Consider the following 21,440-nt stretch of genomic DNA (forward strand, 5'->3'; position numbering starts at 1 on the left):
CAATCACGGGGGCATTCGGAAATTTATTTCACTAATGGCTAACCATTCGCAGGTTTTATAGCGAGCGAGGCTTTCCTCAAAGGTCAACGTCGCGCATCCGCGCAACCAGGTAATCAGCAAAGGCACGCACTTTCGGCGCGATTTGTTCGCGGTGTGGATACACCAGTGAAATTGGCGCCTCGTGACTGCGATAGTCGGTCAATAGCGCCACCAGCCTGCCCTCCTCCAGCTCCTGGTGGATGGCATAGTTGGGCAGCATCGCGAGACCGCCATCACACAAGGCCACCATCTTGGTCGCCAGGGCGTCGTTACTGGAAAACTGACTGGTCACGGGCACGGTATAAGTGCGCCCAGCCTTACTGAAAGTGAGGGCCACATAGGGCGGGACTGAAGGTGCCATCCACCGGATGTAGCGGTGCCGCTCAATATCCGCTGGCCGCGTCGGCACCCCAGCGTGGCGAAGATAGCCGGGGGAGGCACACAGTACCGAGCGGACGGTAAACAGACGCGTGGCCACCAGGCTGGAGTCCGCCAGCTTTCCCATGCGCAGTGAAAGGTCATAGCCTTCACCGACCAGGTCGCTAAGCCGTTCCGAATTGAGAAGCTCGACACGGACCTGAGGGTACAGCTGCTGAAATGCCGGAATCAGCGGAGCGATCATCACGTTGCCAAACAGTGGCGATGCCCCTATGCGCAGGATACCACTCGGCTGCTGCACATATCCGCTCAAAGTATCCCTGGCCAGATCCAGCTCGCGACGAATCTGTTGACAGTGTCGCTGGAGGGCCTCGCCGGCTTCCGTTACCCGGAACTGACGGGTTGTCCGCTGGATAAGTCGCACGCCCAGCTCGCGCTCCAGGTCCCGCACCTTTTTACTCACGGAGGATTTCGCCATGCCCAGCGCTTCCGCCGCGCGGGAAAAGCTGGCCGACTCCACGACCTGGGCGAAAACCATCATGTTGATCAGCCGATCCATCGACACCCTCATTGTTCGCATGATGAAACAGTCATTTCATTATCATTGCTTTATGCGCACAAAGGAATCTCTATAATTCCCCGGAATCCCGTCCAGTACTCGATATGGAGACTCCATGACCGCACTTTCCGTGACCGCCGCACTCGGCAGCCGCAACTCGGTACGGGAGTTCAGTAATCAGCCGGTAAGCCGGGAAACTCTGGAGACCCTGCTGACGCTGGCCGGACAAGCGCCCTCGGGCGGCAACCTGCAGCCCTGGCAGGTCCATGTACTGACTGGCCAGGCGATCGCCGACCTGAGTGAGCGGGTCTTCAACAGCATGCAGGACAGGGGCGGGCAAACCGAACCGGAATTCCCCACGTACCCGGCAGGGCTTGGCTCACCCTACCGTGAGCGCCGGGCCGAGTGTGGTGAACGCATGTACAGCGCGCTCGGAATCTCGCGGGAAGACCGCGACCGCCGTATTGCCCAGGTCATGCAGAACTACCGATTCTTTGGCGCACCGGTGGGCATTCTGCTGACCATGGATCGCGACATGGACATGCCCCAGTGCCTGGACCTGGGCATCTACCTGCAGAGCCTGATGCTCGCCGCTCGCGAGCAGGGCCTGGACACCTGTCCCCAGGTGAGCTGGACTGTCTGGCCACAGGCGGTTCGCGAAGCACTAACACTGCCGGACTCCGTGCGCGTCATGGCCGGGGTTTGCCTGGGCTATCGCGCCCTGGACGCGGCAGTGAACCGGGTTCGTCAGCCTCGAGCGCCACTGACAGACTACGTCACCTGGCGAGGCTTCGACTGACTTGCACGAGCAGGGCAAATATGCGGCTGGATCAAATCGACCTGAACCTTTTTCTGGTTTTCGAAGTCATTTATCGCGAGGAAAACCTGACTCGCGCGGCGGAGGTGCTGAAGATTACCCAGCCCTCGGTCAGCAATGCCCTCGCGCGCCTGCGGCGCGCCCTGAATGACCCGCTATTCGAGCGAAACCATGCCGGCATGACACCCACACCCTTTGCTCGCAGTATCATAGGGCCCGTGCGCGAAGCCCTGTGGCGCCTGAATAATAGTGTAATACAGCAGGAGACCTTCGATCCATCCACTTCGAGCCAGACGCTGAGGCTGAGCATGGATCGCTATGCAACCGCAATATTGCTACCCAACCTGGCCCAGGCCCTCCAGCTGAGCGCTCCCGGTATTGTCACGGAATGCCTGGAGTTTCCACATCATCGCATTCCCGACGAGCTGACCAGAGGCAGCGTGGACGTCGTCATTACCACGCCCGCCTTCAACGAGCCCCTGCTGTGCCACCGTCCTCTGCTTTGTGATGAATTCGTTTGCGTGGTCCGGGAAGGTCACCCCGAGCTAAGTGGCGGGTTGTCACTGAACAGCTACCTGTCGCTGGAACATGTGGCTGTAGCGCACACCGCACCCGGGCTGGGACATGTGGATTACGCCCTGAGCGCCATGGGGTACAAACGTCGCGAACGATTGACGGTCACCGACTACCTGGCAATTCCGCGACTTCTGCGGACCACAAATCTGGCTGCCACCTTGCCTCGCAAGCTCGCGGCCATACTGGGGCTTCCCACCATCGAGCTGCCGTTTCAGACGCCGGCCCTGGAGCTCCACCTGTACTGGCACATAAGCCGCGACACCGACCCATGCAACCGCTGGCTGCGCCAGCTGATCCAGCAACTTGAACCGGGGAACTGAACAGACCATGTCCGGAAAGCACTTGTCAATCACAGCCAGCGCCCTGCTCGGCATACTGATCTGCCTGATTGTTGCGCCAACTTTACAGGCTGCGGTGCCCGAAACCACCGGCGTGACGGGGGCACGCATCATCCAGGCGGACAAGGAACCCGGTAATTGGTTGAGCCACGGGCGGACCTATGACGAACAACGCTACAGTCCTCTGCAGCAGATCCACGCTGACAACGCGAGCGAACTTGGTCTGGCCTGGTTTTTTGACACAGCGCATCACCGTGGCCTCGAGGCTACCCCAATCGTGGTCGATGGCGTCATGTATCTCAGCGGCCTGTGGAGCCGCGTCTACGCCCTGGATGCCCGAAACGGCAAACAGCTCTGGCTGTACGACCCCCAGGTCCCCCGTGAAACCACCGCGCGCAAAGCCTGTTGCGATGCGGTCAATCGCGGTGTTGCCATCTGGGAGGACAAGGTATTCATCGGCACCCTGGATGGACGCCTGGTAGCACTGGACAGCCAGTCCGGGCAGGTCGAATGGTCTGTGCAGACTGTTGATCCGGAACAGGCCTACACCATTACCGGTGCACCGCGGGTAGTCAAGGGCAAGGTGCTGATCGGAAACGGTGGAGCCGAATACGGCGTTCGCGGCTATCTGTCCGCTTACGATGCCCACACTGGCGAGCTGGCCTGGCGCTTCTACACAGTGCCGGGAAATCCCGAGGATGGCTTCGAAAACGAGGCGATGCGCATGGCCGCGGAAACCTGGACGGGTGAGTGGTGGACGCTTGGTGGGGGTGGGACGGTCTGGGACTCCATGGCCTACGACCCGGAACTGGATCTCCTGTATGTCGGCGTCGGCAACGGCTCCCCGTGGAACCGCCACCTACGCTCGCCTGACGGGGGGGACAACCTTTTTCTCGCCTCGATCGTCGCCTTGCGCCCCGACACCGGCGAATACGTCTGGCACTACCAGGTGGTTCCAGCCGAGACCTGGGACTATACCGCGACTCAGCACATGATACTGGCCGACCTGGAAATCGAGGGTGAGGTCCGGAAGGTGCTGATGCAGGCGCCCAAGAGCGGCTTCTTTATGGTTATCGACCGCACGGATGGAGAGCTCATCTCCGCCGAACCATTCGTCGAGGTGAACTGGGCCAGCCACTATGACCTGGCCACCGGGCGCCCAGTGGAAAACCCGGGCATGGACTACCGGGACGGCAAGGCGCTGGTCAAACCGACCAGCGGTGGCGCCCACAACTGGCAACCCATGGCCTTTAATCCGGAAACCGGTCTTGTCTACATCCCCGCGATGGATGCACCGATGAATTTCGAAGGCGCGCCCGAAATGCGGATTGAGCCGGGTTTGCGCAACCGGGGAATCATTGACGAGGGCGCACCGCCCGGCGATGCCATGTTCCACAATATTCTGCGCGACAAGATCGCCTTCGGGTATCTTCTGGCCTGGGACCCGGTACGCCAGCAGGAGGCCTGGCGCATCCCTCAGTCGGTCTTGTGGAACGGCGGCGTATTGACCACGGCAGGCAACCTGGTCATGCAGGGCACAGGCGATCGCGAGTTCGGCGTTTACCGTGCCGATACAGGCGAGCAACTCTGGTCCTTTACCGCGCAGAACGGAATCATCGCGCCTCCCGTTACCTACACCGTCGACGGGGAGCAGTACATCACTGTGCTTGCCGGCTGGGGCGGTGCCTACGGGCTGATGAGCGGTTTCAAACCACCGCCCGGCGCTGCGCAAAGCCGCATGCTCACGTTCAAACTGAATGGGCAGGCGCAGCTACCGCCGCTTCCCCCGACACCGGAACCTGAAGCACCTCCGCCGCGACTGACAAGCGACGCCGAACGTCTGGACCGGGGCGCCGACCTCTATCACAAATACTGTGCATTCTGCCACGGGGTACTTGCCGTTTCCGGCAGCGGGATCATCGACCTGCGCCATCTACCCAGCCAGTTTCACGACAATTTCGACCTGATTGTCCGCCAGGGCGCCATGGCCAGGTTGGGCATGCCGGCATTCGGGGATGTGCTGAACGAGCAGGATGTGAAGGATATCCACGCCTACGTGATCGACCGGGCCCACACAGACCGCGCCATTGAGGCCGAATCCGCCTGGGTGGCGGCCCTGCGACGACAGTACTACCGTGTCCTGTCATGGTTGATCGCCACGTTTCTGGGCGCGAGCAGCTCGTCGGCGTGACGTGACTATGCGGCACAGGGACAGCTTGCCGATTCGCCTGCGCTGGCTTGAAGCCCGGCCTGAGTGGACAAGCGTGATTAGCGCGCCGAAAGATGGCCGAGAATGATCTGCGCGACACGCTCTGGCTTCTCGGGCAGAACCGCATGCCCGGCTCCTGCCAGCGGTATCACGGTAACACGGTCGGGGTGTCTGGCCTTCAGGGCACTTGCACCGTGGCTGGCCGCTGCATCATGCTCGGGCTGGACCACCAGCATGGGGGCATTGCCCGCCGCGGTCCAGCTCTCCAATGGCGTATTGGCCGTGGCGTATGCCTGAACCATCCCGGCCATGGGATACCAGCCGCTCAACCAGTACTCCGGGGGCATATTTTCGGGAGCGAAGAAGGCCCTTCGCAGCGCCTCGTAACGAGTCGAATCAGGCCGCAACTGGAACACCACTTTGGAAATATCATCGCGTGTCTCGTCGGGAGGCGGACTATCACCCGCAGCAAGCAAGATCAATGACTTCACCCTTTCCGGGTATCGACTTGAAAAAGACCTGGCAACACGATTGCCGTAGGCGTGACCCACGATAACCACAGGTTCCTGCCAGCCCTCGGCATCCAGAACAGCGGCCAGATCCTCTGCATAATCGAAAAGGCTCGAGGCGATTGGCTGAAGCGTACTCTCACCTACGCCGCGCATCTGCATTGCCAGCGTTTGATAGCCCTGCCGGTTCAGGACCTCCACCAGCTCATTGAAATCCGATACCGAGCGGGCGTAGCTGGCCAGCAGCACCACACGTTCGCCATGTCTTGCCGGCGTGTTAGCACTTAGAAAGTACTGAACAACACCCTCCTCCGTATCAACGGTCTTCTCCGCACCCAACGCAACCCTGGCGGGGTTATCGCGTAGCGCCAGAAAAATCAAGGCGGCAACCAGCAAGAACAGTATCGCCAGTGCGATACTCACTTTCCTTGCAATACTCACGGCATGGACCTCTCGACATTACTAAAAGTGAAAAAATCGATAAATTCGCGCATTGTATGTCCGTAAGGGGCAAGCAGCTCGGCAGAGGTCACCTCTGGCGTATCGGCCGGGGTATGAAAATAACGATGAGCGCCCACGAATCCGGCTGCTGGAAAACCCTTCGTGTGAATATCGAACAACTCGGACTGACCCGCACCAAGACCCTCGATATTTTTAATTTTAACTGCCGACAGCTGCCGAAAAAGACTGCCCACATTCTCCGGAATTTCGGGGCTTAGATAGAGAGCACCCTGGCGATTCTCCCGATCCAGGGGAACAAGCTCGCCATCACCTTCCTCCCATTCTCGCGTAGCGATGGAAGCGCCAAGATGCAGCCACATGACCACCTCATTTGCCGCCGGCAATTCCCTCTTGCTGTGAGGCAACCCCATGAAACCCAGCTCATGCCCGCTGGTGGCAATAAACAGCCAGTTAACCCGGGTACCTCGTGTTGCCACATACTTGGCAATCCCAAGCCATAAAGCAACTCCAGGACCGCGCTCGCCTGCAACGCCAAACCAGCCACTGGTGGGAGTGGAAACGACCACCCACGGCAAGCCATCTTCCGTCACCGCCGGATAGCGGGCAACAACATTTGCTGCTGTCGTCTTCCGCGTCTCGCCCTGACTGACAAGTACTGCCAACTGTCGAGACTCGATTGCCCGAAGAACAGCACCCTCATCGTCTTCGCCCATGACCAGGGTGGGGATTGGAAGTGGACGCTGCAGATAGGGCTCTCGAGCATTGGTTGCATAGATCCTGCCTGAGGGATGAGGCAGAGCAAAGACGGCAGCAACAGCCCCGCTTTCCGCCGCTTGCGCGGAGAGTTTCGCTGGGTCGATGGCATACCAGGGGTGGTTCATTTCTGCAGGAAAATAGGCAATTTTTCCCTTCAGGTCCTGTCCCTCATAGCGCGCTATCTGCGCCCTCAATTCACCGTCGGTTTTCCTGGGAAACCAGTGTGGAAAGATATCCAGACGGCGCCCTTCAACATGAAACTCCTGATCCCCGGGGAAAAACTGCAACAGCTCGAACTCGTTGGTCTCCACTTCAAGACCGGCAGCAGTCAACTCGTCATAGAGCCACGACGTGGTATTCTGATCTGCCCGTGTGCCGGTTCTGTGCTCACCAAACTCGAAGTACTGTACAACCGATCTATACAGGCTATCGCCCGACAGGACATTCTCTTCTGCATGAGGCTCATACATAAAGAAGGAGAGTACCAGGGCTAAAAAGATGCGGCTCACAGTCGTTTCAAGCCCTAGTATTCGAACGTCACGTCGACACCATAGGTCCTGGGTTCTGCGTATTGCTGAGCAATCAACCCCAGACTTCCAAAGTTGATTCCATAAGTGGGATAGTCGTCATCTGTCAGGTTTTTTCCCCACAGGCCAACACTCAGTACACCGTTCCCCCACTGGACCTGCTCAAGGTTCAATCGAGCATTCACCACTGTGCGCTCATCCATACGCTGGTGGGGAAGAACAGAGGTTATTCCCGTGCTATCGGTAAACGTCGAGAGCGTGACCTCGTACCACTCATCCTGCCAATTGACCTGTACGAACCCGGTAATGTCACCCAGGGGCAGACGAGCAAAGGTATAATCTGCTGTCAGGCTTACCTGGTTGCTGGGTGAAGCGCTGCGTTTCGCCTTGTCGAGAACGGGAACCTCGAGAAATCCTCCCTGCCCGTCCGGATTAAGCAGGGGTGGATACCTGTCAAAATCACCGCTTATGTAGGCATAATTCAAGCCGAGCAAAAGATCCTCGACTGGAGCGAGAAGGACTTCCAGTTCGCCGCCCCATCGCTTGGCCTTGCCCGCATTTCTGATTGAACTTGACGTACTTCCCTGCGCATTGACGGATATCGTGCTGACCTGCATATCGTCCACGTTATAACCATACAGGGAGGCATTGACTCGCAACCGGCGGTCCCACCATTCACTTTTCAGGCCGAATTCCAGCTGTTCAATTTCTTCCTCATTAAAGGCATTGTCGTAGAGCTCGCCGTTGAATCCGCCGCTGCGATACCCCGTGGCGTAGCGCAGGAAAGCATTCAGATCATCGGTAAATGCGTATGCCAGTGTGAGAGTGCCGCTCAGATTATAGAAATCCTCGCTCCTGTTAAGCTTTGGCTGAACCTGCCGAATATCGTCCGGGTCAAAATCTGGAGAGAATGGCGAGCTGGTACCGAGATAATTATAGAATACTGACTTCTTCTCCTCGGTGTATCGCAATCCCGTAGTAAGCGAAAGCCGGTGGTCGAGGACAGGAAGACGCCAGGTACTCTGTCCATACATCGACCAGGCGTCTGTTTCCAGGTCGTAATTCTGGCGCTGTAGGCCGGACAGCGGGGCCGCGAATACAGCGTTCCTCCGGAAACGGCTTTCGTCCTCAAAATAATAGAAACCAAGCGTGTAATCCAGGTTTTCTGTTGTTCCGATCATCTGCAGCTCCTGGGAGAGCTGATCATAACGCGTCGTCGTGTCCTGATTGCTGTGAAAAGCGCCAATCTGGTCGATGCCTTCCCAAAGCCGATCGACGACAGGGCTGGAGGCGCCGCCGGAACCGAAATAGAGGCTGCCAAGCGTAAGCAGAGTGAGATCGTTCCAGACATTGGCGCGCTCTGTGTCGAAATCCTCGAGGTCGCCAAAGACATAGCTTTTCATCTTGCGATGGGCGGAAATGGATTTAAATGTTACATCTCCGAGGGCTCCCAGTTCTCCAGCATCCCACTCCAGGGTGAGCGCATGGCCACCGTTTTTACTGTCCGTCAGTGGTGTATTATCGGCCTGTCCGTGACGTCGGCGTCCTTCACCAAGACGATCTGCCGCCTGATATGCGGAGATCGTGTTATCGAATGCGGGCAAAAGCTCACTCGCAATACGCGGGTCAGCTCCAGCCACTCTGGATAACGCTTCCAGACCCCCCTGAATGGCCTGCAAGGCAGGGATCCGGGGAGTGCCAGACGCGTCCAGCGGATTGAATCCCACCACTTGCTGAAGTGCGCCGTGCTCATCCAGCCTGCTGGCATCGTAGATATAACTGGCAGAGAAGTTATCCCCAAGGCGCCAATCGAGCGACGCTCGCCAGGCTTCGCGATCGATTTCATCGAAGTCGGGCTCACCCACGCTATCGTTGCGATAAAGCCCGTCCCTCGAGCGATTCTGGTAGGCAAAGCTGGATCTCAGCTGCCCGAGCCCCTGGTTTTCGATACCGATCGAGGGCAGGTCCAGAGCACCTCTATAGGAGCGTTCGCCAAAGCGTCCTATGCCGGCTTTTGCACGTACCCCGAACTCCCCTGTCGGGCGGCGTGTGACCAGGTTTATTGCCCCCGCGGTGGAGTTTCTCCCGTAAAGCGTACCCTGTGGCCCCCGCAGGATCTCTATTCGCTCAATGTCGGCCACATCCAGCGAGGAGCCCGCGGTTTTACCAATGAAAACACCGTCCATGTACATGGCGACAGCGGGGTCAAGAGACACATTCGCAGGCGATCCACCGGGTACACCACGCATGTTTATACCCACTGTTCCTCTCGACCCGGGAGCTTCAAAGCCACCAACCGCCGGGACGTCGCCGATCAAATCGCCAAAGCTCTTTATTGAACGCTTTTCAATAGAGTCAGCGCCAAGGGACGTGATAGAGACGGGCGTGTCCTGGCTCGATTCGAGCCGCCGCTGGGCTGTAACGATAACTTCTTCAAGCGCTGAGGTTTGCGCATCGGCATTCGCCGATGGCCATGCCGCCAGCCCTGCTATTGAAGCTGTTGAGACCGCACCTGATATATAACGTAAATATTGCATTTTGATTTTCATTTTATACCCCATATCCAATGCCTGTGATTGCTTACCGACAAAGCCGGAGGATGATGATGCAAGGCACCCTCAACAAGACCCCTGGATCTTATTTAATAACCCTGAACTGGATTAAACGACGGTTTTTCGGTATCGAGACTATCCAATCACGGAGAATGCCGGAAGTTTATTTCATGAATAACAACCTATAGTTTCGCCCTATTGCCACTTCCAGACGTTTCGGTTTCGAAACGAGAATTCGCGCAATCTAGAAGAAGGCCACCCCGGAGAAATCGCACAGCATGCGCCATCTATCACTGGCCCAAGGGTACGGCTATAGTAGTATTCCGTCGTGTGGTGTAACTCTGGTCATCGTCTTGTCCACCACCGCTGCCACCGGCTTTGTAAGCACCATGGCAAGGCCACTGAGAGCACGCATGCAGATTGCCGACAGAGCGACAACACCATGCGAAACATGCGCGGGGGCCTGCACCGCTCAGTTCACCTCAACAATGGCTCGACCGAGCACCTGACGTCCGCTGGCGTCTATGTGCATCGCGACAACAGGCCGCCCCGATTTCAACGCATCAAGGCACCGGACAAAGCCGAGTTGGAGGAGTTGATTCAACTGATCAGCCAGCGCGTCGGCCGCTGCCTCGAGCGCCATGGACTGCTGGAACAGGACACCGAGAGCGCCTGGCTGGACCTCGACCCCGCCGAGGATAGCGATGCCATGCCACAGATTCTGGGTAGCTCCATCTCCTACCGCATAGCCGTCGGCCCACTGCAGGGACGTAAGGCGTTCATGATCCGCACTATTCGTCCCCTGGATCGGCCTGACCCCGGACTGGAACGGGTGGCCAAGGCCAATGGCTTTTCCCTGCATGCGGGTGTGAGCTGCGAGGGTCATCAAAAGGAGAAGCGCGAGCGATTATGCCGGTACATTGCTCGCCCCGCCGTAGCCGTTCCCCGCCTCTCGCTCAGTTCCACTGGCAAGGTGGTTTATACTCTGAAGACGCCCTACAGCGATGGAACGACGCAAGTGGCATTTGATCCCGTGGATTTTATAGCGAGATTGGCGGCACTAGTGCCGAAGCCGAGGGTCAACCTCACCCGCTACCACGGCGTACTCGCGCCGAACCACCGCTGGCGCGGGCTCGTCACACCAGCCAGGCGTGGGAAAGGCATCAAGTCTATCGCCAACGCAGAAGTCCGCACACCCGCCGAGCGTCACGCAGCAATGACCTGGGCCCAGCGCCTAAAACGAGTCTTCAGTATCGACATCAAGGTCTGTGGCCGCTGCGGCGGTACTGTCAGGGTCATCGCTTGCATCGAGGATCAGGAGATCATCGACACAATACTGGCTCACCTGCGCGATAATGAGCTGGCCACCTCTTCACTACCTCTACTGACACCACCATCCCGGGCACCCCCTGAGACATTACCTCTTGTCGCTGGGAAGGATTCCAGCTCAACAACTCTCAATCAGCAAGGAAGCCACTGAGGAATTCGTCGGTATAGAGTTGTTCGTGCCGGGTTTCGAAGGTGAGCGAGAATGATCAACAAGACCAGCAATGCAAGCACTGACCGCAGGCACTGTGCGAGCCTGTACCCACGACCTCAGGTTCCGCGACCATTTTCTGGACGATCAGTTACTCTCGACACCCCGTTTATACTTCTTATACTTAATCACTGATGATATTTTTCGGACTGAGTCCGACCCGTCCGGCGCAGAGTCCGAAACAGCCGTGGGACTTAGTGTGCGAGTCTGTCGGCGGTAATCGGACTAATTGATGTCGTTGATATGGGGGCCGGGTTGAAGGGTTCCGTTAGGATTCGAGACGAGCACACCGTGGTCGACAAGCCACCGCCTCACCCCCGAGGCCGTTTGTTTTACGATGCCGTGCCCCTCCGCCATCAGCGCCCCAAATTCTGCGACAGGAAAGGAGTCGTCGCCGTAACGATCTGACAAGAGCTTCGCCACCTCGATCCCCGCTCGCCTGCCCGCGGTGATTTTTTCGCCCGCCATTATATTTCTTGTCTGCGCGGCGCTATCCGGTAGGCGAGGTATCGCGACCAGCGATTCCCTTTTGTGCTCTACCTGACTCTCCTGGCAAGTGTCCATATCCATCAACAAAAAGGTCTTGGATGTGTCCACCGGAAGTAGATCAAAATTCATGTCTGCGCCTCGATCTCCGTCGCGCTGTTTGACACAAGAAACCGTAAAACCTTGCTTCGCCGGCTTGATCGAGAATATCGCGTCCATTGCAGCCGGGAGCGCCGAATGTCCTCGCGGCGTTTTGGCGTCGGCTTTGCCCGTATGGTGAACCAGCTCAATCGAACAAGGGGCGACAAGTTTTGACTGTAGATATCGGAGGTTTAGTAGAAGGTCGCCAACATCCTTCGCGCTGTTTTCGTCGAAACCGGCGCCCGCATTCACCGCCAGAGTATCGATCACAATATGGGCGGGAGAGATTCGCGCATCTGACATTGCGCCGAGTATTCCATCTACGTCCGCGCGCTGCCGTAGGTTTACCGGCCCCTGGTATCCGGCAAATAGTATTTCATCCTCAGCAACGCCGTGGTGACGGCACCACGCCTCGACCCTGGCCGCAACACCGTCGGCACCCTCACCATAGATATATATCGAGTGACGCCCCTCCGTCCTTACTTGTCGATCAAGATAATTCTCAAAGCAAGCCAGGTGCAGGGCTTTGTCGAGGACGTAGAAGGATTTTCCCGAACCGTAGGCGCCGTAGGTCAACACGAGCGATCCCTCCGGTTGAAGGCTCTCGATTAGCCATGGCCGCCCCGCTGCCGCATTCCTTAATACATGAAGCGGCATTAGCTGCGGGTGCACCTTGCGGACGAGGTCGAGGTGCACTTTTTCCTCCTCGTACCCTTCCGGGTCGAGCGGATGGCAATTCTCATTGCTCACGGCCCCGCCCCCTTATTGCCCGGCTGCTTGTGTGTCGAACCTGTCGCGCCACTCCAAAAGGTCTTTGACTCGATACCGGACAGTCCTCCCCATTTTGTAGTGACGGGGTGCCTCTACCCCTCCCAGCTTTCCGGTATGGCGCGAATTTTTTATCGTGCTTCGCTTGCGGCCTAGAAACGCTTCCGCCTGACGGTCGTTTATTAACTGCTCGGGATTGATTTCCAATATGGAAACGAGCGAACTGACATTGGTGGCGGTGATTTTGATTTGCTCTGACATTTTCTAGCCCTCGGGTCTGTATGGTTCCTTGGCAGGTACTTTTTGGCACCTTCCCGATAGACTTTACTTCTCAGATCGCCCCCCCGGTATGGAAAATCGAGCGACGACTAAACCGGCGGTTTAGAGTGTGCAAATTTAACAAAAGGGGGTGACGCGACAGCCGCCCCCTAGAAAGAGCGCCAAACGCTTCCGCTAACCCATCCAGGCAACCGCGTCACCCCGAAATCCACCCCCGGCCAGGCTATCTGCCAGGGCGCCGATATTGCCCGCAAGGGCTCGCATCGCGACGAGTTGGGCATCGGTAATGCTTTCCCGATCCGCGAGCCCGTCGTCGAGCATGTCGGCCACACTGGCGGCAAACGAGCAGATTTGCTCTAGCTTGTCTTGGGCCTGCGTGGGGGTGGTGGTTAGGCTAGAATTGCATACAGTCATTCGCGTACTCCTGATAGTCGCGTTTTGATTAGGGGGCGCCCGTGATTAGCCGCACTGGCGCCCCCGGCTTTTCACCCAAAGGCAAATTCTTTTCCTGTCGCACTACTGATAGTTTCTCCCTCCTCGTGCAACTCGCGGAGGTGATCGAGGTAGTCGGCCCACGCCTGCATCAATTCCCGCCGACGGTCGAGGTGCTTTGTGCGGTTGTAGGCGCGGCCGTTTGCGTCGCGTACCGAATGCCCTAGCTGGTGCTCGATCCAGTCGACCGGATAGCCGAGAACCTCGTCCGCTATCGTGCGAAACATGGCGCGGAACCCGTGCGCGGTCATATCCTCCCGGCCATAGTCCAGAGCTCGCAAGGCCAGCCGCACAGTGTTCTCACTCAGCGGCCGGGCGTCGCCCCGGGCACTTGGGAATACGTATCGCCCGCTACCTGTGTATTTTTTAAGCTCCTCGAGCACCTCGAGCACCTGGCGCGAAAGCGGCACTACGACCGCCTGGCCGGTTTTGGTTTTATTTTCGGGCAACTCCCACACCCCCGCCTCGAGATCGACCTCGCTCCATTCCATAGTGCGGATTTCTCCCGGTCGGGAGGGGATATATGCCGACACCTTGAGCGCGGTGGTCGATATCGCCGACCCTTCGTATCGGAAAATTTTCGACATTAGCGGGCCGACGGCCGCCGGGTCGGTTATGGCTGAAAAATGGCGCTTTTCGATTTCTTGTAGAGCGCCCCGGAGGTCGGCGACAGGATCACGCTCGGCCCGGCCGGTGGCGATTGCATAGCGGAAAACCTGCGAGGCAACTTGGCGGGCTTTGTGGGCGCTGTTGATGTAGCCGCGGGCCTCAATCCTGCGCAGCGCCTCGAGGACTTCCGGCGCAGATAGCTCTTTGATCGGGCGCGAGCCAATCGACTTGAATAGATAGCGATCGAGCAAGTTCCGGCAGCGGGCGCGGTGTGTCTGTGACCGGTTAGTGAGTTTCTTTTCGCACCACTCCTCGGCCACTGCCTCGAAGGTGGTCGCCTGGCCGTACTGCCGCTCGAGAGCCTCGCGTCGCTTTTTCTCCGACGGGTCTTTGCCGTCCAGGAGCTCGCGCCGAGCTTCGGTTGTTCTGTCCCTGGCGTCGGCGAGCGATATCTCGGGGTATGGGCCGAAGGTAAGCAGCTTCTCTCTGCCACCTATGCGGTATTTGAGGCGCCAGCTTTTCGAGCCGGCTGGCGTGACCTGTAAGAACAGCCCTCGGCCGTCGAATAGCTTGTAAGCCTTCTCTGCCGGCTTCGCCGCTTTGACCTTGGTCGCGGTGAGCTTCATTACCTACCCTCGATCGGGATTTGGGGGTATCGGGGGCGGGGGTGGGTATCCGTGTCCCCGCCCATGTCCCCAAAATTTCCCGTTACGGTAATGAACCTCGGGAGGTCACGCAAGAGCACAAAAAGTGCTCATATAGCAAAAAGCCCCGATTTACGGGGCTTTTCGTGTGACCAGAAGTGACCTTGAGTGACCACTGAGATCGAAAATGGCGGAGAGCGAGGGATTCGAATCTACAAAGGGCGAAAATGACGCCACTGAATGCCCTCCCACGCCTTTAAAATCAAAGACTTAGAAAATGGGCTGGGCGTGGAGTGGCATGAAAAGGCGCGTGCGTGGTCCCATGGTGGCCCCAAATTTAAGACCCCTTTGGTAATCAACCATTTCGTCGCTCTGCTCTGCCAGCAGCAAGTGGATGCGCTCCCTCTATTCCTAGATGCTTCACTCGGCTCATATTGAACTAAACTACTGTTGAACTTACAGAATTCTTCTATCTATTTCAGGCAGCCGAAAACTATTGAGGCAATATATGAACATCTCGGCCTTTGTTGTACTACTTTTTTTTGGAGCGAATGCCATTAGTGCAGAACTGGACCATTCATGCGCGAAATCGTTCGAAATAGATCGTGACAGAATAATCGCCGTTGAAGAACTCAAACAGTCAATGAGTTGCCACACACTAGATCAATCTAGATTGAATCTTTACAAGGCAATTGAAGGACTCTCACCTGACTGGGAAAGCCTCAATGCGGAGGTAGCCAGTGCGGATAAATGGCTTACAGACCGCGTAAACGGGGCTGATACATCTAATCTAGGCAATGCCACATTGGGCATAATAGGAGTAATAGGCATAGCGAGTTGCCCGACCACCGCTGGATTAGGCTGCATAATTCTCGCAGCAACTAGCTCTTATGGTGGATTATGGCTAGCAGGGCAATCATCCAAGGAGGCCGAGGCAGTGATTGCTAAAGCAAAGCGTGACCTCGAGTCCTCCCAGGCCCAATTCGAGACTGTCAATCGAATGCGCCAAAACCTATCTCTCCAATTCAACCAGTATTGCGGATTTGTGCGTGAAAAGTGTATGACACAGTAGTCCAAAAAAGTCACCGAGCTAGGCGGAACACTAGGTACTGGAGAATGCACGGATACAACTGGAAATTGCACGGCTTAAGCTGAAGATTGAATGTCACAACCGGCGATAGAAGGCGAAGTTTGTCCTGGAGGGTATTCGCCTGGCGGACGCCATCGCGGGCTCTTCCATTGCCTGGCTCGTACAGCAGCTAGCGAGCTCTGGAAGTTGATCGAATGAAATCGGACAAGGTAAAACTGCTGGCTCTGCAATTGTTCACTATTTATGCAGGTCTCAACAATTGAGTGCTAATGCTAGCCTGACATGCTCCAATCAGCAATCGAGGCGAAGTACAGCTAAACATTTGGCCTCATATAAACTCAACAAATCACGCTATGACATTTCCCTTTGAATATTTAGCAATGATTCAATCGCCGATGAAAGATGCTGGATAGCCTCAGACCGTTTTCCGGGAGGTAGCTCCTTCACCTTCTGAATTTCCTCATCAATTAGCGCTGCGACTTCAACTCGCATCCCGAGCTCCATTTCTGTTTCCAGTTCTCTCAGTGCCAACTCACGCTGTGCAGAGTGGTCTGCATTCTCTTCCTGTATCCTACGTTTCAAAAATTCGGAGTGTGATTCTGCCCCCTCAAAAGTCCCATCTCTTCGTGCGACTGACCTCTCATACGGTCCAGGACGTGACAATATTTTGGCTGCCATTGGAGCTGATTCCACAAAAATTAAAAGTATAGTGAGCCCGATAGCCAGAAAGTAGTTTTTGCCACCATGTCGATCAAGGTATTCTTGAAGTTCTCTCCGTTTTGCCACATAACCCTTCGCAGTTTCTTGTTCGACTTTTTCTTCAACCATACGTGCATCGTCGTTTGCACCTGAGATTCGATCGCGTAGAAGTTCGAGATCTTCCTTATAAGTCGCAATTTCATACTCAATCGATGAAGCCTCCATTGGATAGTTTTTTCGCTCGCGTTCCAATTCAGATATTTTTCTACTCCATTCTCCGATTGCACTCTTTAACTTCTGAGATTCAGGTCCAAATTCGCCAACTTTACCTGACAACTCATGGTATTTTGAAACACCATCGCCTGTCGCATACCACCTCTTGTTACTTTCATTTTCAAAGGTACGTGCGCCAGCAATTTCCAGGCTGAATATTTCTTGGAGATTTTTCCCTTGCTCTCTTGCTTCTATCAGCTCACGCTGAAGTTGATTTAACGACGTAAGTCTCTCACTCGATACGGCCAAAAGCTTCTGCTTTTGTTCCCTCGCCTCTTCAAGTGTCCGAATTTCAGAATATTTATCTCGCTCTCGTTCGGATGACGTTTTTCCGAAATTAGAAGCAATCTGGGCTTCTAATTCCTCATCAAAGACTGCAATCTTCAAAGGATCGCTTATGATAATCCCAATAACCACTGCTAGCGCGATTCTAACAAAACCAGCGACCAGTTTTTCTTTTCCAGTTTCGCCGAACATGGTGCTAAGAAACACCCTATTCAATGCATAAATCAATACGGCCCACAACAACGATAGCAAAATGATTGAGATCTCACTCGCAAGCCCATCGTAGTGCGACAACAATTCATTAAAGAAAAACAACGCACTGAAAAAAGCCAGTGACGATGTCAGTAGAACTACGAACCCAAATGCTTTGAACTTATTTATTTCATCCGGAGCTCCCTCTTGTTCTAAAGCACGCGGAGCCACGCCACCAGACAAGAGCAAAAACCGGCCAATCCTGCCATTAATCTCAGACAATGAATTCTCTCCTACCGAGTAGCGTTTATCATAAGATCTATGGATTCCCGGCGATTAAAATTGGCCAAAGAAATTCGTAAAGAAGCATTCCCAATACAATTATTCCCGCCATCCAGACCCAAACTTCCCCCCCCAATTTAGGAAGTCCTTCCTTATGTCTACGCATATTATGTCGTTCATCCAACTCAAGCTTGAAACCGGCCATCTTCAGTCTCTTCGCCCCAATCGACAGAAGCCCTGCTAATCGGTTACTTGATAGTTCGTCGGAAGTGGAGTCCTCGCCATACAACAATCTTGTTCGTTCATTTTCGAATGCGACATCGATCGCTTTCAACGCACCCACCCTGAAGAATTCAATCTTTGGATCGTAAAACACCTTCGTGATACCAGCGAACATTGTTGTCCCGAAGGCCAACCCTAATGCACCAAACATCTGTGCCTGAGATGTTTCAGCTATCAGAGGATCAGCGCTACTGCTTGCCGCTATTGCAGCAAACAGCTTAATTAGCCCGTACAACGTACCAATGAGGCCGACAAACACAATAGTGTCACCAACCGTCTGGAACTTCACAAATTCGTCATCGATTTCTCGCTGTCTTGTTTCCCTGGAATTATCGAAATCCTTTTCTCGAGCCGCTTCACTATGAAATCGACTAGCTCTATCAGCCGCTTTCCTAGCGTCAGATTCCGCGCTGCAGAAATCGCTATAACTTGATTGACCAGTAGTCTCTACATCTTCGTCATTCCCTCGAAGTGTCTCGGAGCGATCCGTATCAGAAAAACCCAAAACCAAGCTATTGAGAGCTCTAGCTCGTCGATAGTAGAACCAAGCGATAAATAAACATATAACTTGAGGTACGCCATGTACAATGCTGGAAATTGTAATGAGAATCCAAGCGAGTACTCCTCCTCCATCAGATGATTCGCCTCGCTCCCAAAGCGTCATTGCCTCTGCAAATCTAGTGGAAACAACGCAAACTTTACTTTCGGAGGACTTTCGGGTCCCTTTACAAAGCTTTTTAGTAGATGAATTTGGATCATCCGTCGTCAGAGCTTGCCCACAGGCTTCTACCCGTCTTGCAATAGAGTCCCAAGTGCCACCGGGAGAAATGCCAACCCAATTCCAAACGCTCATTATCTGAGGAGACTCACACACTTCAGGGAGATACTCTGAATCCACGAAATCGACAAATACCTGCTTAATGTTGACAATTACCTTCGCGCCGGAAGCCGTGAACTCGATAGCAACAAAATCGCCTTTGGGCGCTGGAACTGTTCTCTTATCATCAATTTTTAGCGTCGAATTCTCTGCAGTTGTCGTGGCAGGCGTCTTATCTTGTCCCGTCGTAGATATACCTTTATCTACCCTCTCCCCCCGGTAGAGCTCAAACGCTTTTACCCAATCAATCGAAGCTCGTCCAAGCTCATTTTCGAGCTGCTGATTCTGCAGATCCCACCCGAACTTATAAGGGACTGTTGCCAAAAATACGTAACCAACAATCATCAGGAATGCCAACACATCGGGAGAAATTCCCCGTCTAACATCTTGATGAGGGCTCCCAAATTTGGCTCTCTCAGACATAGTGCTCATCCACAGTCTTTAGATCTCTCCGCTGCTGGGAAAGCTCTATGAAATTCAAGTAAGAGTTTCTGTAACTTCGGCCGAATATTATCGTCGAAGCTAGATCTGGATGCATTGCATAATGCATCTACCGCCTTAGGATCAGCGACATTCCATGAAACTGATAACTCATGTACAACACTATCCGTGTCAAGTACTATTAACTTCTGCTCAGTAGCCCATGCACTGGCATCTTCGCTAAGCACGGCTGCGCGAAGGACATCACCAGAAGTTAACTTCGGAAGCACTAGGCCCAAAACCCGAGACCATACCTCCAATTGATTCTCTACGTCCGCAGCAACAATTACTTTTCGAGTATTGCCCAGCTGATTGACTTCCCATTCAAAGAAACGGTGACCATTGGGGGTATTTTTGATTGCTGCGACAAGTTCTAACGAATCGACGGACCAAGAAATTCCAATGGCTTCCGTCTGTAGAGCTGTCATTCTTGCATCGATCTGCGTCTCGTTCACTATCCCGTAACTATTATCAGTAGGAGTTCTTCCATACGCTATTGGCTCACTGGTCCTATCAAGAGGACACCCGACGTTCGGATCAAACCACAAATCGTAACGTGGATTAGCATCCGCATCACATAGTCTCAATTCACACTTTCCGTCTTCATCCCGAACCTGGGCCATCAACTGTTCCCCCGAAAGCCTATAGAATGATTCGTAAAATGCACTGTTCGCTATGATGTGATCAGTCTCTAGAAATTCACAAAATGCGTCCATATGAGCTTCCTTTAAAAGGGTATTTCAGCAGTGAAGTAGACCGGCATATATACCAAACCTGAACTGGTACAGGCGTCCAATTTCTTTTCCGCCTTGCCTCTTATGGCCATACTTACCTGAGCCTTTCCACCTCCTGGTAAACAGGATTCAATTATGGGGATTACAGCATGTACTTTGACACCGGAACCTGCGGGCACAATATTTTCAGCGGGATAGTTGAACAAACAATTTCCGCTTGTAGCGGTGAAAGTACCCACAGCGATCCCATGAGTAGACATAGACTGAGGCCCTGCTCCATCTTCATACCATGCGTCAAGAAAGCAGTCCTTACTACTTTTAGCAGGCCAACTGATTTCGAATTGCGCTTTCATCAATTCCCCGGTTTCATAGTGGGGGGAGATAGCCCTCAAGACGACGAATATGCCAAATAAGGCAAAGAAGATATCCGTCATGAGTATCGAAACGCTTCGCATCGCCTAATCCAACGGAAATCTCACTTCACAATAATTATCCAGATACATTTCATTGGTAGGACTAGAGCAGGGAGGAAGAATCTCGCCTAGAAACCCTTTGCCTATTGAAGCATCGTTTAGAGCCCATATAACAGGCTTATCTCGTCGACTGCTCTCAAAACGAACAATCAATCCCGTAAGTGCACGAGGCAGAACAGTAGTGCCAGCAACGTTTTTTAGATACAACGATAGATAGGATTCAGATTCCACGACTGAGCCATAAGCGGTACATTCAAGCAAAAAATAGTTTCGAAAAGGAAGAAAACTACTCAACAAGCTGAGATCCTTTTCTGAGGCCCGATTTCTTAAATAGTCAGTGGCCATATCAGTCAACCACAAGGTGCCGATGGCTGGGTTTACTGCACTTGAATCCACGCCATGATAGTCTACAGGGCCATGAATTCCTTTAAGCACTTGCAGATAATAAGATGATGCAGGATCTACCTCGGCTTCCTTAAATTTCTCAGTCTCAGGTATGTTAGAGGCAAGCAAAACACCTCGAAGGCCGGATCCATTCCAAGTCACCCCAAGTTCCTCGTAACCTTGATTGATCAGTTTCCAAGCCTGGGCTGACGTAAGGGGTGTCATTCCCTCCATCTTGATTAGAGGCTCGATGACGTTCTCTGCGCTTTCTATTGCCTCGGGAAAACCATACTTAGTACGAAGGTCAGATAATCCCCTGTATAACGCAAGCCGTGTACCCGATATTTTCAAGCCTGAGGACGCATCGATTTTCCCCCAATAGTCTGTCTCGACCTTCGCACTTCCTAAGCCGCACTCTAATCCGGCGCGCTCTTTTTCAATAGACCATCCCTCCGACCACTCAAACACTATTTTATCCCCGGAAGGTGAAATGACTGGCCTTGCATTGAAGCAGGGGTTCCCACCACACCCCTTCTCCATCGTTTCCTGTCTAATTGGGTCTTCTCTAAAGAGAACTGTCAAACGAGCACTTGGCTCGGGCTCCGCTGGCGGGTAGTGTGCCTGCTTAAACACTAACGCGAACAGCACGATCATAATTCCGACAAGAGCGGCAGCCATGTCTGCACGCACACTCTCTATTACATGTGAACG

At 54.4% G+C, this 21,440-nt stretch carries 18 protein-coding genes; 5 read left to right on the plus strand and 13 right to left on the minus strand.

Annotated elements, in window-relative coordinates:
* Positions 1-76: 76 nt before the first annotated feature.
* On the minus strand, positions 77-976 hold the full coding sequence (locus tag DDZ17_RS07900; RefSeq protein WP_170150180.1) for a LysR family transcriptional regulator: 900 nt from the start codon (positions 974-976) through the stop codon (positions 77-79).
* A 115-nt stretch (positions 977-1,091) separates the two neighbouring features.
* Here DDZ17_RS07900 and DDZ17_RS07905 point away from each other — a divergent pair, with 115 nt between their 5' ends.
* Genes DDZ17_RS07905 through DDZ17_RS07915 form a run of 3 tightly spaced genes read left to right on the plus strand, consistent with a single transcriptional unit; the run spans position 1,092 to position 4,898 of the window.
* Positions 1,092-1,775, plus strand: a complete 684-nt coding sequence (locus DDZ17_RS07905; RefSeq protein ID WP_116365567.1) for a nitroreductase — start codon at positions 1,092-1,094, stop codon at positions 1,773-1,775.
* A 20-nt stretch (positions 1,776-1,795) separates the two neighbouring features.
* Positions 1,796-2,689, plus strand: a complete 894-nt coding sequence (locus DDZ17_RS07910) for a LysR family transcriptional regulator (RefSeq protein WP_116365569.1) — start codon at positions 1,796-1,798, stop codon at positions 2,687-2,689.
* Between the two features lie 22 nt (positions 2,690-2,711).
* Positions 2,712-4,898 (plus strand): PQQ-dependent dehydrogenase, methanol/ethanol family, encoded by a 2,187-nt coding sequence (locus tag DDZ17_RS07915; RefSeq protein ID WP_241505820.1) that lies wholly within the window; start codon positions 2,712-2,714, stop codon positions 4,896-4,898.
* Positions 4,899-4,975: 77 nt separating this feature from the next.
* Here DDZ17_RS07915 and DDZ17_RS07920 read toward each other — a convergent pair whose 3' ends face one another.
* Genes DDZ17_RS07920 through DDZ17_RS07930 form a run of 3 tightly spaced genes read right to left on the minus strand, consistent with a single transcriptional unit; the run spans position 4,976 to position 9,719 of the window.
* The gene (locus tag DDZ17_RS07920; protein WP_157976530.1) at positions 4,976-5,848 is read right to left on the minus strand and encodes an alpha/beta fold hydrolase; all 873 of its coding nucleotides are present in this window, start codon (positions 5,846-5,848) and stop codon (positions 4,976-4,978) included.
* A 14-nt stretch (positions 5,849-5,862) separates the two neighbouring features.
* A complete protein-coding gene (locus DDZ17_RS07925; RefSeq protein WP_116365574.1) occupies positions 5,863-7,152 on the minus strand; it encodes a hypothetical protein in 1,290 nt (429 codons plus the stop codon).
* 14 nt (positions 7,153-7,166) lie between these two features.
* Entirely contained in the window at positions 7,167-9,719 is a 2,553-nt protein-coding gene (locus DDZ17_RS07930) for a TonB-dependent receptor (RefSeq protein WP_170150181.1), read from the minus strand.
* 445 nt (positions 9,720-10,164) lie between these two features.
* Here DDZ17_RS07930 and DDZ17_RS07935 point away from each other — a divergent pair, with 445 nt between their 5' ends.
* On the plus strand, positions 10,165-11,202 hold the full coding sequence (locus DDZ17_RS07935) for a transposase (protein WP_206613479.1): 1,038 nt from the start codon (positions 10,165-10,167) through the stop codon (positions 11,200-11,202).
* A 282-nt stretch (positions 11,203-11,484) separates the two neighbouring features.
* On the opposite strand, the gene DDZ17_RS07940 is transcribed toward DDZ17_RS07935, so the two are convergent.
* The 4 genes from DDZ17_RS07940 to DDZ17_RS07955 all read right to left on the minus strand — a co-directional run bounded on the left by DDZ17_RS07940 (position 11,485) and on the right by DDZ17_RS07955 (position 14,660).
* Positions 11,485-12,636, minus strand: a complete 1,152-nt coding sequence (locus tag DDZ17_RS07940) for an AAA family ATPase (protein WP_116365578.1) — start codon at positions 12,634-12,636, stop codon at positions 11,485-11,487.
* A gap of 12 nt (positions 12,637-12,648) precedes the next feature.
* On the minus strand, positions 12,649-12,915 hold the full coding sequence (locus tag DDZ17_RS07945; RefSeq protein ID WP_206613480.1) for a helix-turn-helix transcriptional regulator: 267 nt from the start codon (positions 12,913-12,915) through the stop codon (positions 12,649-12,651).
* A 192-nt stretch (positions 12,916-13,107) separates the two neighbouring features.
* Complete coding sequence (locus tag DDZ17_RS07950; RefSeq protein ID WP_116365580.1) at positions 13,108-13,347, minus strand: hypothetical protein; 240 nt, start codon at positions 13,345-13,347, stop codon at positions 13,108-13,110.
* Between the two features lie 71 nt (positions 13,348-13,418).
* Complete coding sequence (locus tag DDZ17_RS07955; protein WP_116365581.1) at positions 13,419-14,660, minus strand: tyrosine-type recombinase/integrase; 1,242 nt, start codon at positions 14,658-14,660, stop codon at positions 13,419-13,421.
* A gap of 526 nt (positions 14,661-15,186) precedes the next feature.
* Here DDZ17_RS07955 and DDZ17_RS22345 point away from each other — a divergent pair.
* Positions 15,187-15,750, plus strand: coding sequence for a hypothetical protein (locus DDZ17_RS22345; RefSeq protein WP_157976531.1), 564 nt, complete (start codon positions 15,187-15,189; stop codon positions 15,748-15,750).
* 369 nt (positions 15,751-16,119) lie between these two features.
* Here DDZ17_RS22345 and DDZ17_RS07960 read toward each other — a convergent pair whose 3' ends face one another.
* The 5 genes from DDZ17_RS07960 to DDZ17_RS22360 form a co-directional block, all read right to left on the minus strand.
* Positions 16,120-17,499 carry a DUF4407 domain-containing protein gene (locus tag DDZ17_RS07960; protein ID WP_157976532.1) on the minus strand — a complete coding sequence of 460 codons (1,380 nt, stop codon included), beginning with the start codon at positions 17,497-17,499 and terminating at the stop codon, positions 16,120-16,122.
* A 37-nt stretch (positions 17,500-17,536) separates the two neighbouring features.
* Positions 17,537-19,081, minus strand: a complete 1,545-nt coding sequence (locus tag DDZ17_RS07965) for a MotA/TolQ/ExbB proton channel family protein (protein WP_157976533.1) — start codon at positions 19,079-19,081, stop codon at positions 17,537-17,539.
* Between the two features lie 5 nt (positions 19,082-19,086).
* On the minus strand, positions 19,087-19,761 hold the full coding sequence (locus DDZ17_RS22350; protein WP_157976534.1) for a hypothetical protein: 675 nt from the start codon (positions 19,759-19,761) through the stop codon (positions 19,087-19,089).
* A gap of 104 nt (positions 19,762-19,865) precedes the next feature.
* Positions 19,866-20,306, minus strand: coding sequence for a hypothetical protein (locus DDZ17_RS22355; RefSeq protein WP_157976535.1), 441 nt, complete (start codon positions 20,304-20,306; stop codon positions 19,866-19,868).
* A 24-nt stretch (positions 20,307-20,330) separates the two neighbouring features.
* Complete coding sequence (locus DDZ17_RS22360; protein ID WP_157976536.1) at positions 20,331-21,419, minus strand: hypothetical protein; 1,089 nt, start codon at positions 21,417-21,419, stop codon at positions 20,331-20,333.
* Between the last annotated feature and the right edge of the window lie 21 nt (positions 21,420-21,440).

The sequence above is a fragment of the Parahaliea mediterranea genome, assembly GCF_003402235.1.
Taxonomy (GTDB): Bacteria; Pseudomonadota; Gammaproteobacteria; order Pseudomonadales; family Halieaceae; genus Parahaliea; species Parahaliea mediterranea.

Excerpts from the sequence above, each read along its gene's own strand:
- DDZ17_RS07900 (WP_170150180.1), bottom strand. The coding sequence starts at position 976 with ATGGATCGGCTGATCAACATGATGGTTTTCGCCCAGGTCGTGGAGTCG.
- DDZ17_RS07905 (WP_116365567.1), top strand. The coding sequence starts at position 1,092 with ATGACCGCACTTTCCGTGACCGCCGCACTCGGCAGCCGCAACTCGGTA.
- DDZ17_RS07910 (WP_116365569.1), top strand. The coding sequence starts at position 1,796 with ATGCGGCTGGATCAAATCGACCTGAACCTTTTTCTGGTTTTCGAAGTC.
- DDZ17_RS07930 (WP_170150181.1), bottom strand. The coding sequence starts at position 9,719 with ATGAAAATCAAAATGCAATATTTACGTTATATATCAGGTGCGGTCTCA.
- DDZ17_RS07935 (WP_206613479.1), top strand. The coding sequence starts at position 10,165 with ATGCGAAACATGCGCGGGGGCCTGCACCGCTCAGTTCACCTCAACAAT.
- DDZ17_RS07945 (WP_206613480.1), bottom strand. The coding sequence starts at position 12,915 with ATGTCAGAGCAAATCAAAATCACCGCCACCAATGTCAGTTCGCTCGTT.
- DDZ17_RS07950 (WP_116365580.1), bottom strand. The coding sequence starts at position 13,347 with ATGACTGTATGCAATTCTAGCCTAACCACCACCCCCACGCAGGCCCAA.
- DDZ17_RS07955 (WP_116365581.1), bottom strand. The coding sequence starts at position 14,660 with ATGAAGCTCACCGCGACCAAGGTCAAAGCGGCGAAGCCGGCAGAGAAG.
- DDZ17_RS22345 (WP_157976531.1), top strand. The coding sequence starts at position 15,187 with ATGAACATCTCGGCCTTTGTTGTACTACTTTTTTTTGGAGCGAATGCC.
- DDZ17_RS07965 (WP_157976533.1), bottom strand. The coding sequence starts at position 19,081 with ATGTCTGAGAGAGCCAAATTTGGGAGCCCTCATCAAGATGTTAGACGG.
- DDZ17_RS22350 (WP_157976534.1), bottom strand. The coding sequence starts at position 19,761 with ATGGCCCAGGTTCGGGATGAAGACGGAAAGTGTGAATTGAGACTATGT.
- DDZ17_RS22355 (WP_157976535.1), bottom strand. The coding sequence starts at position 20,306 with ATGACGGATATCTTCTTTGCCTTATTTGGCATATTCGTCGTCTTGAGG.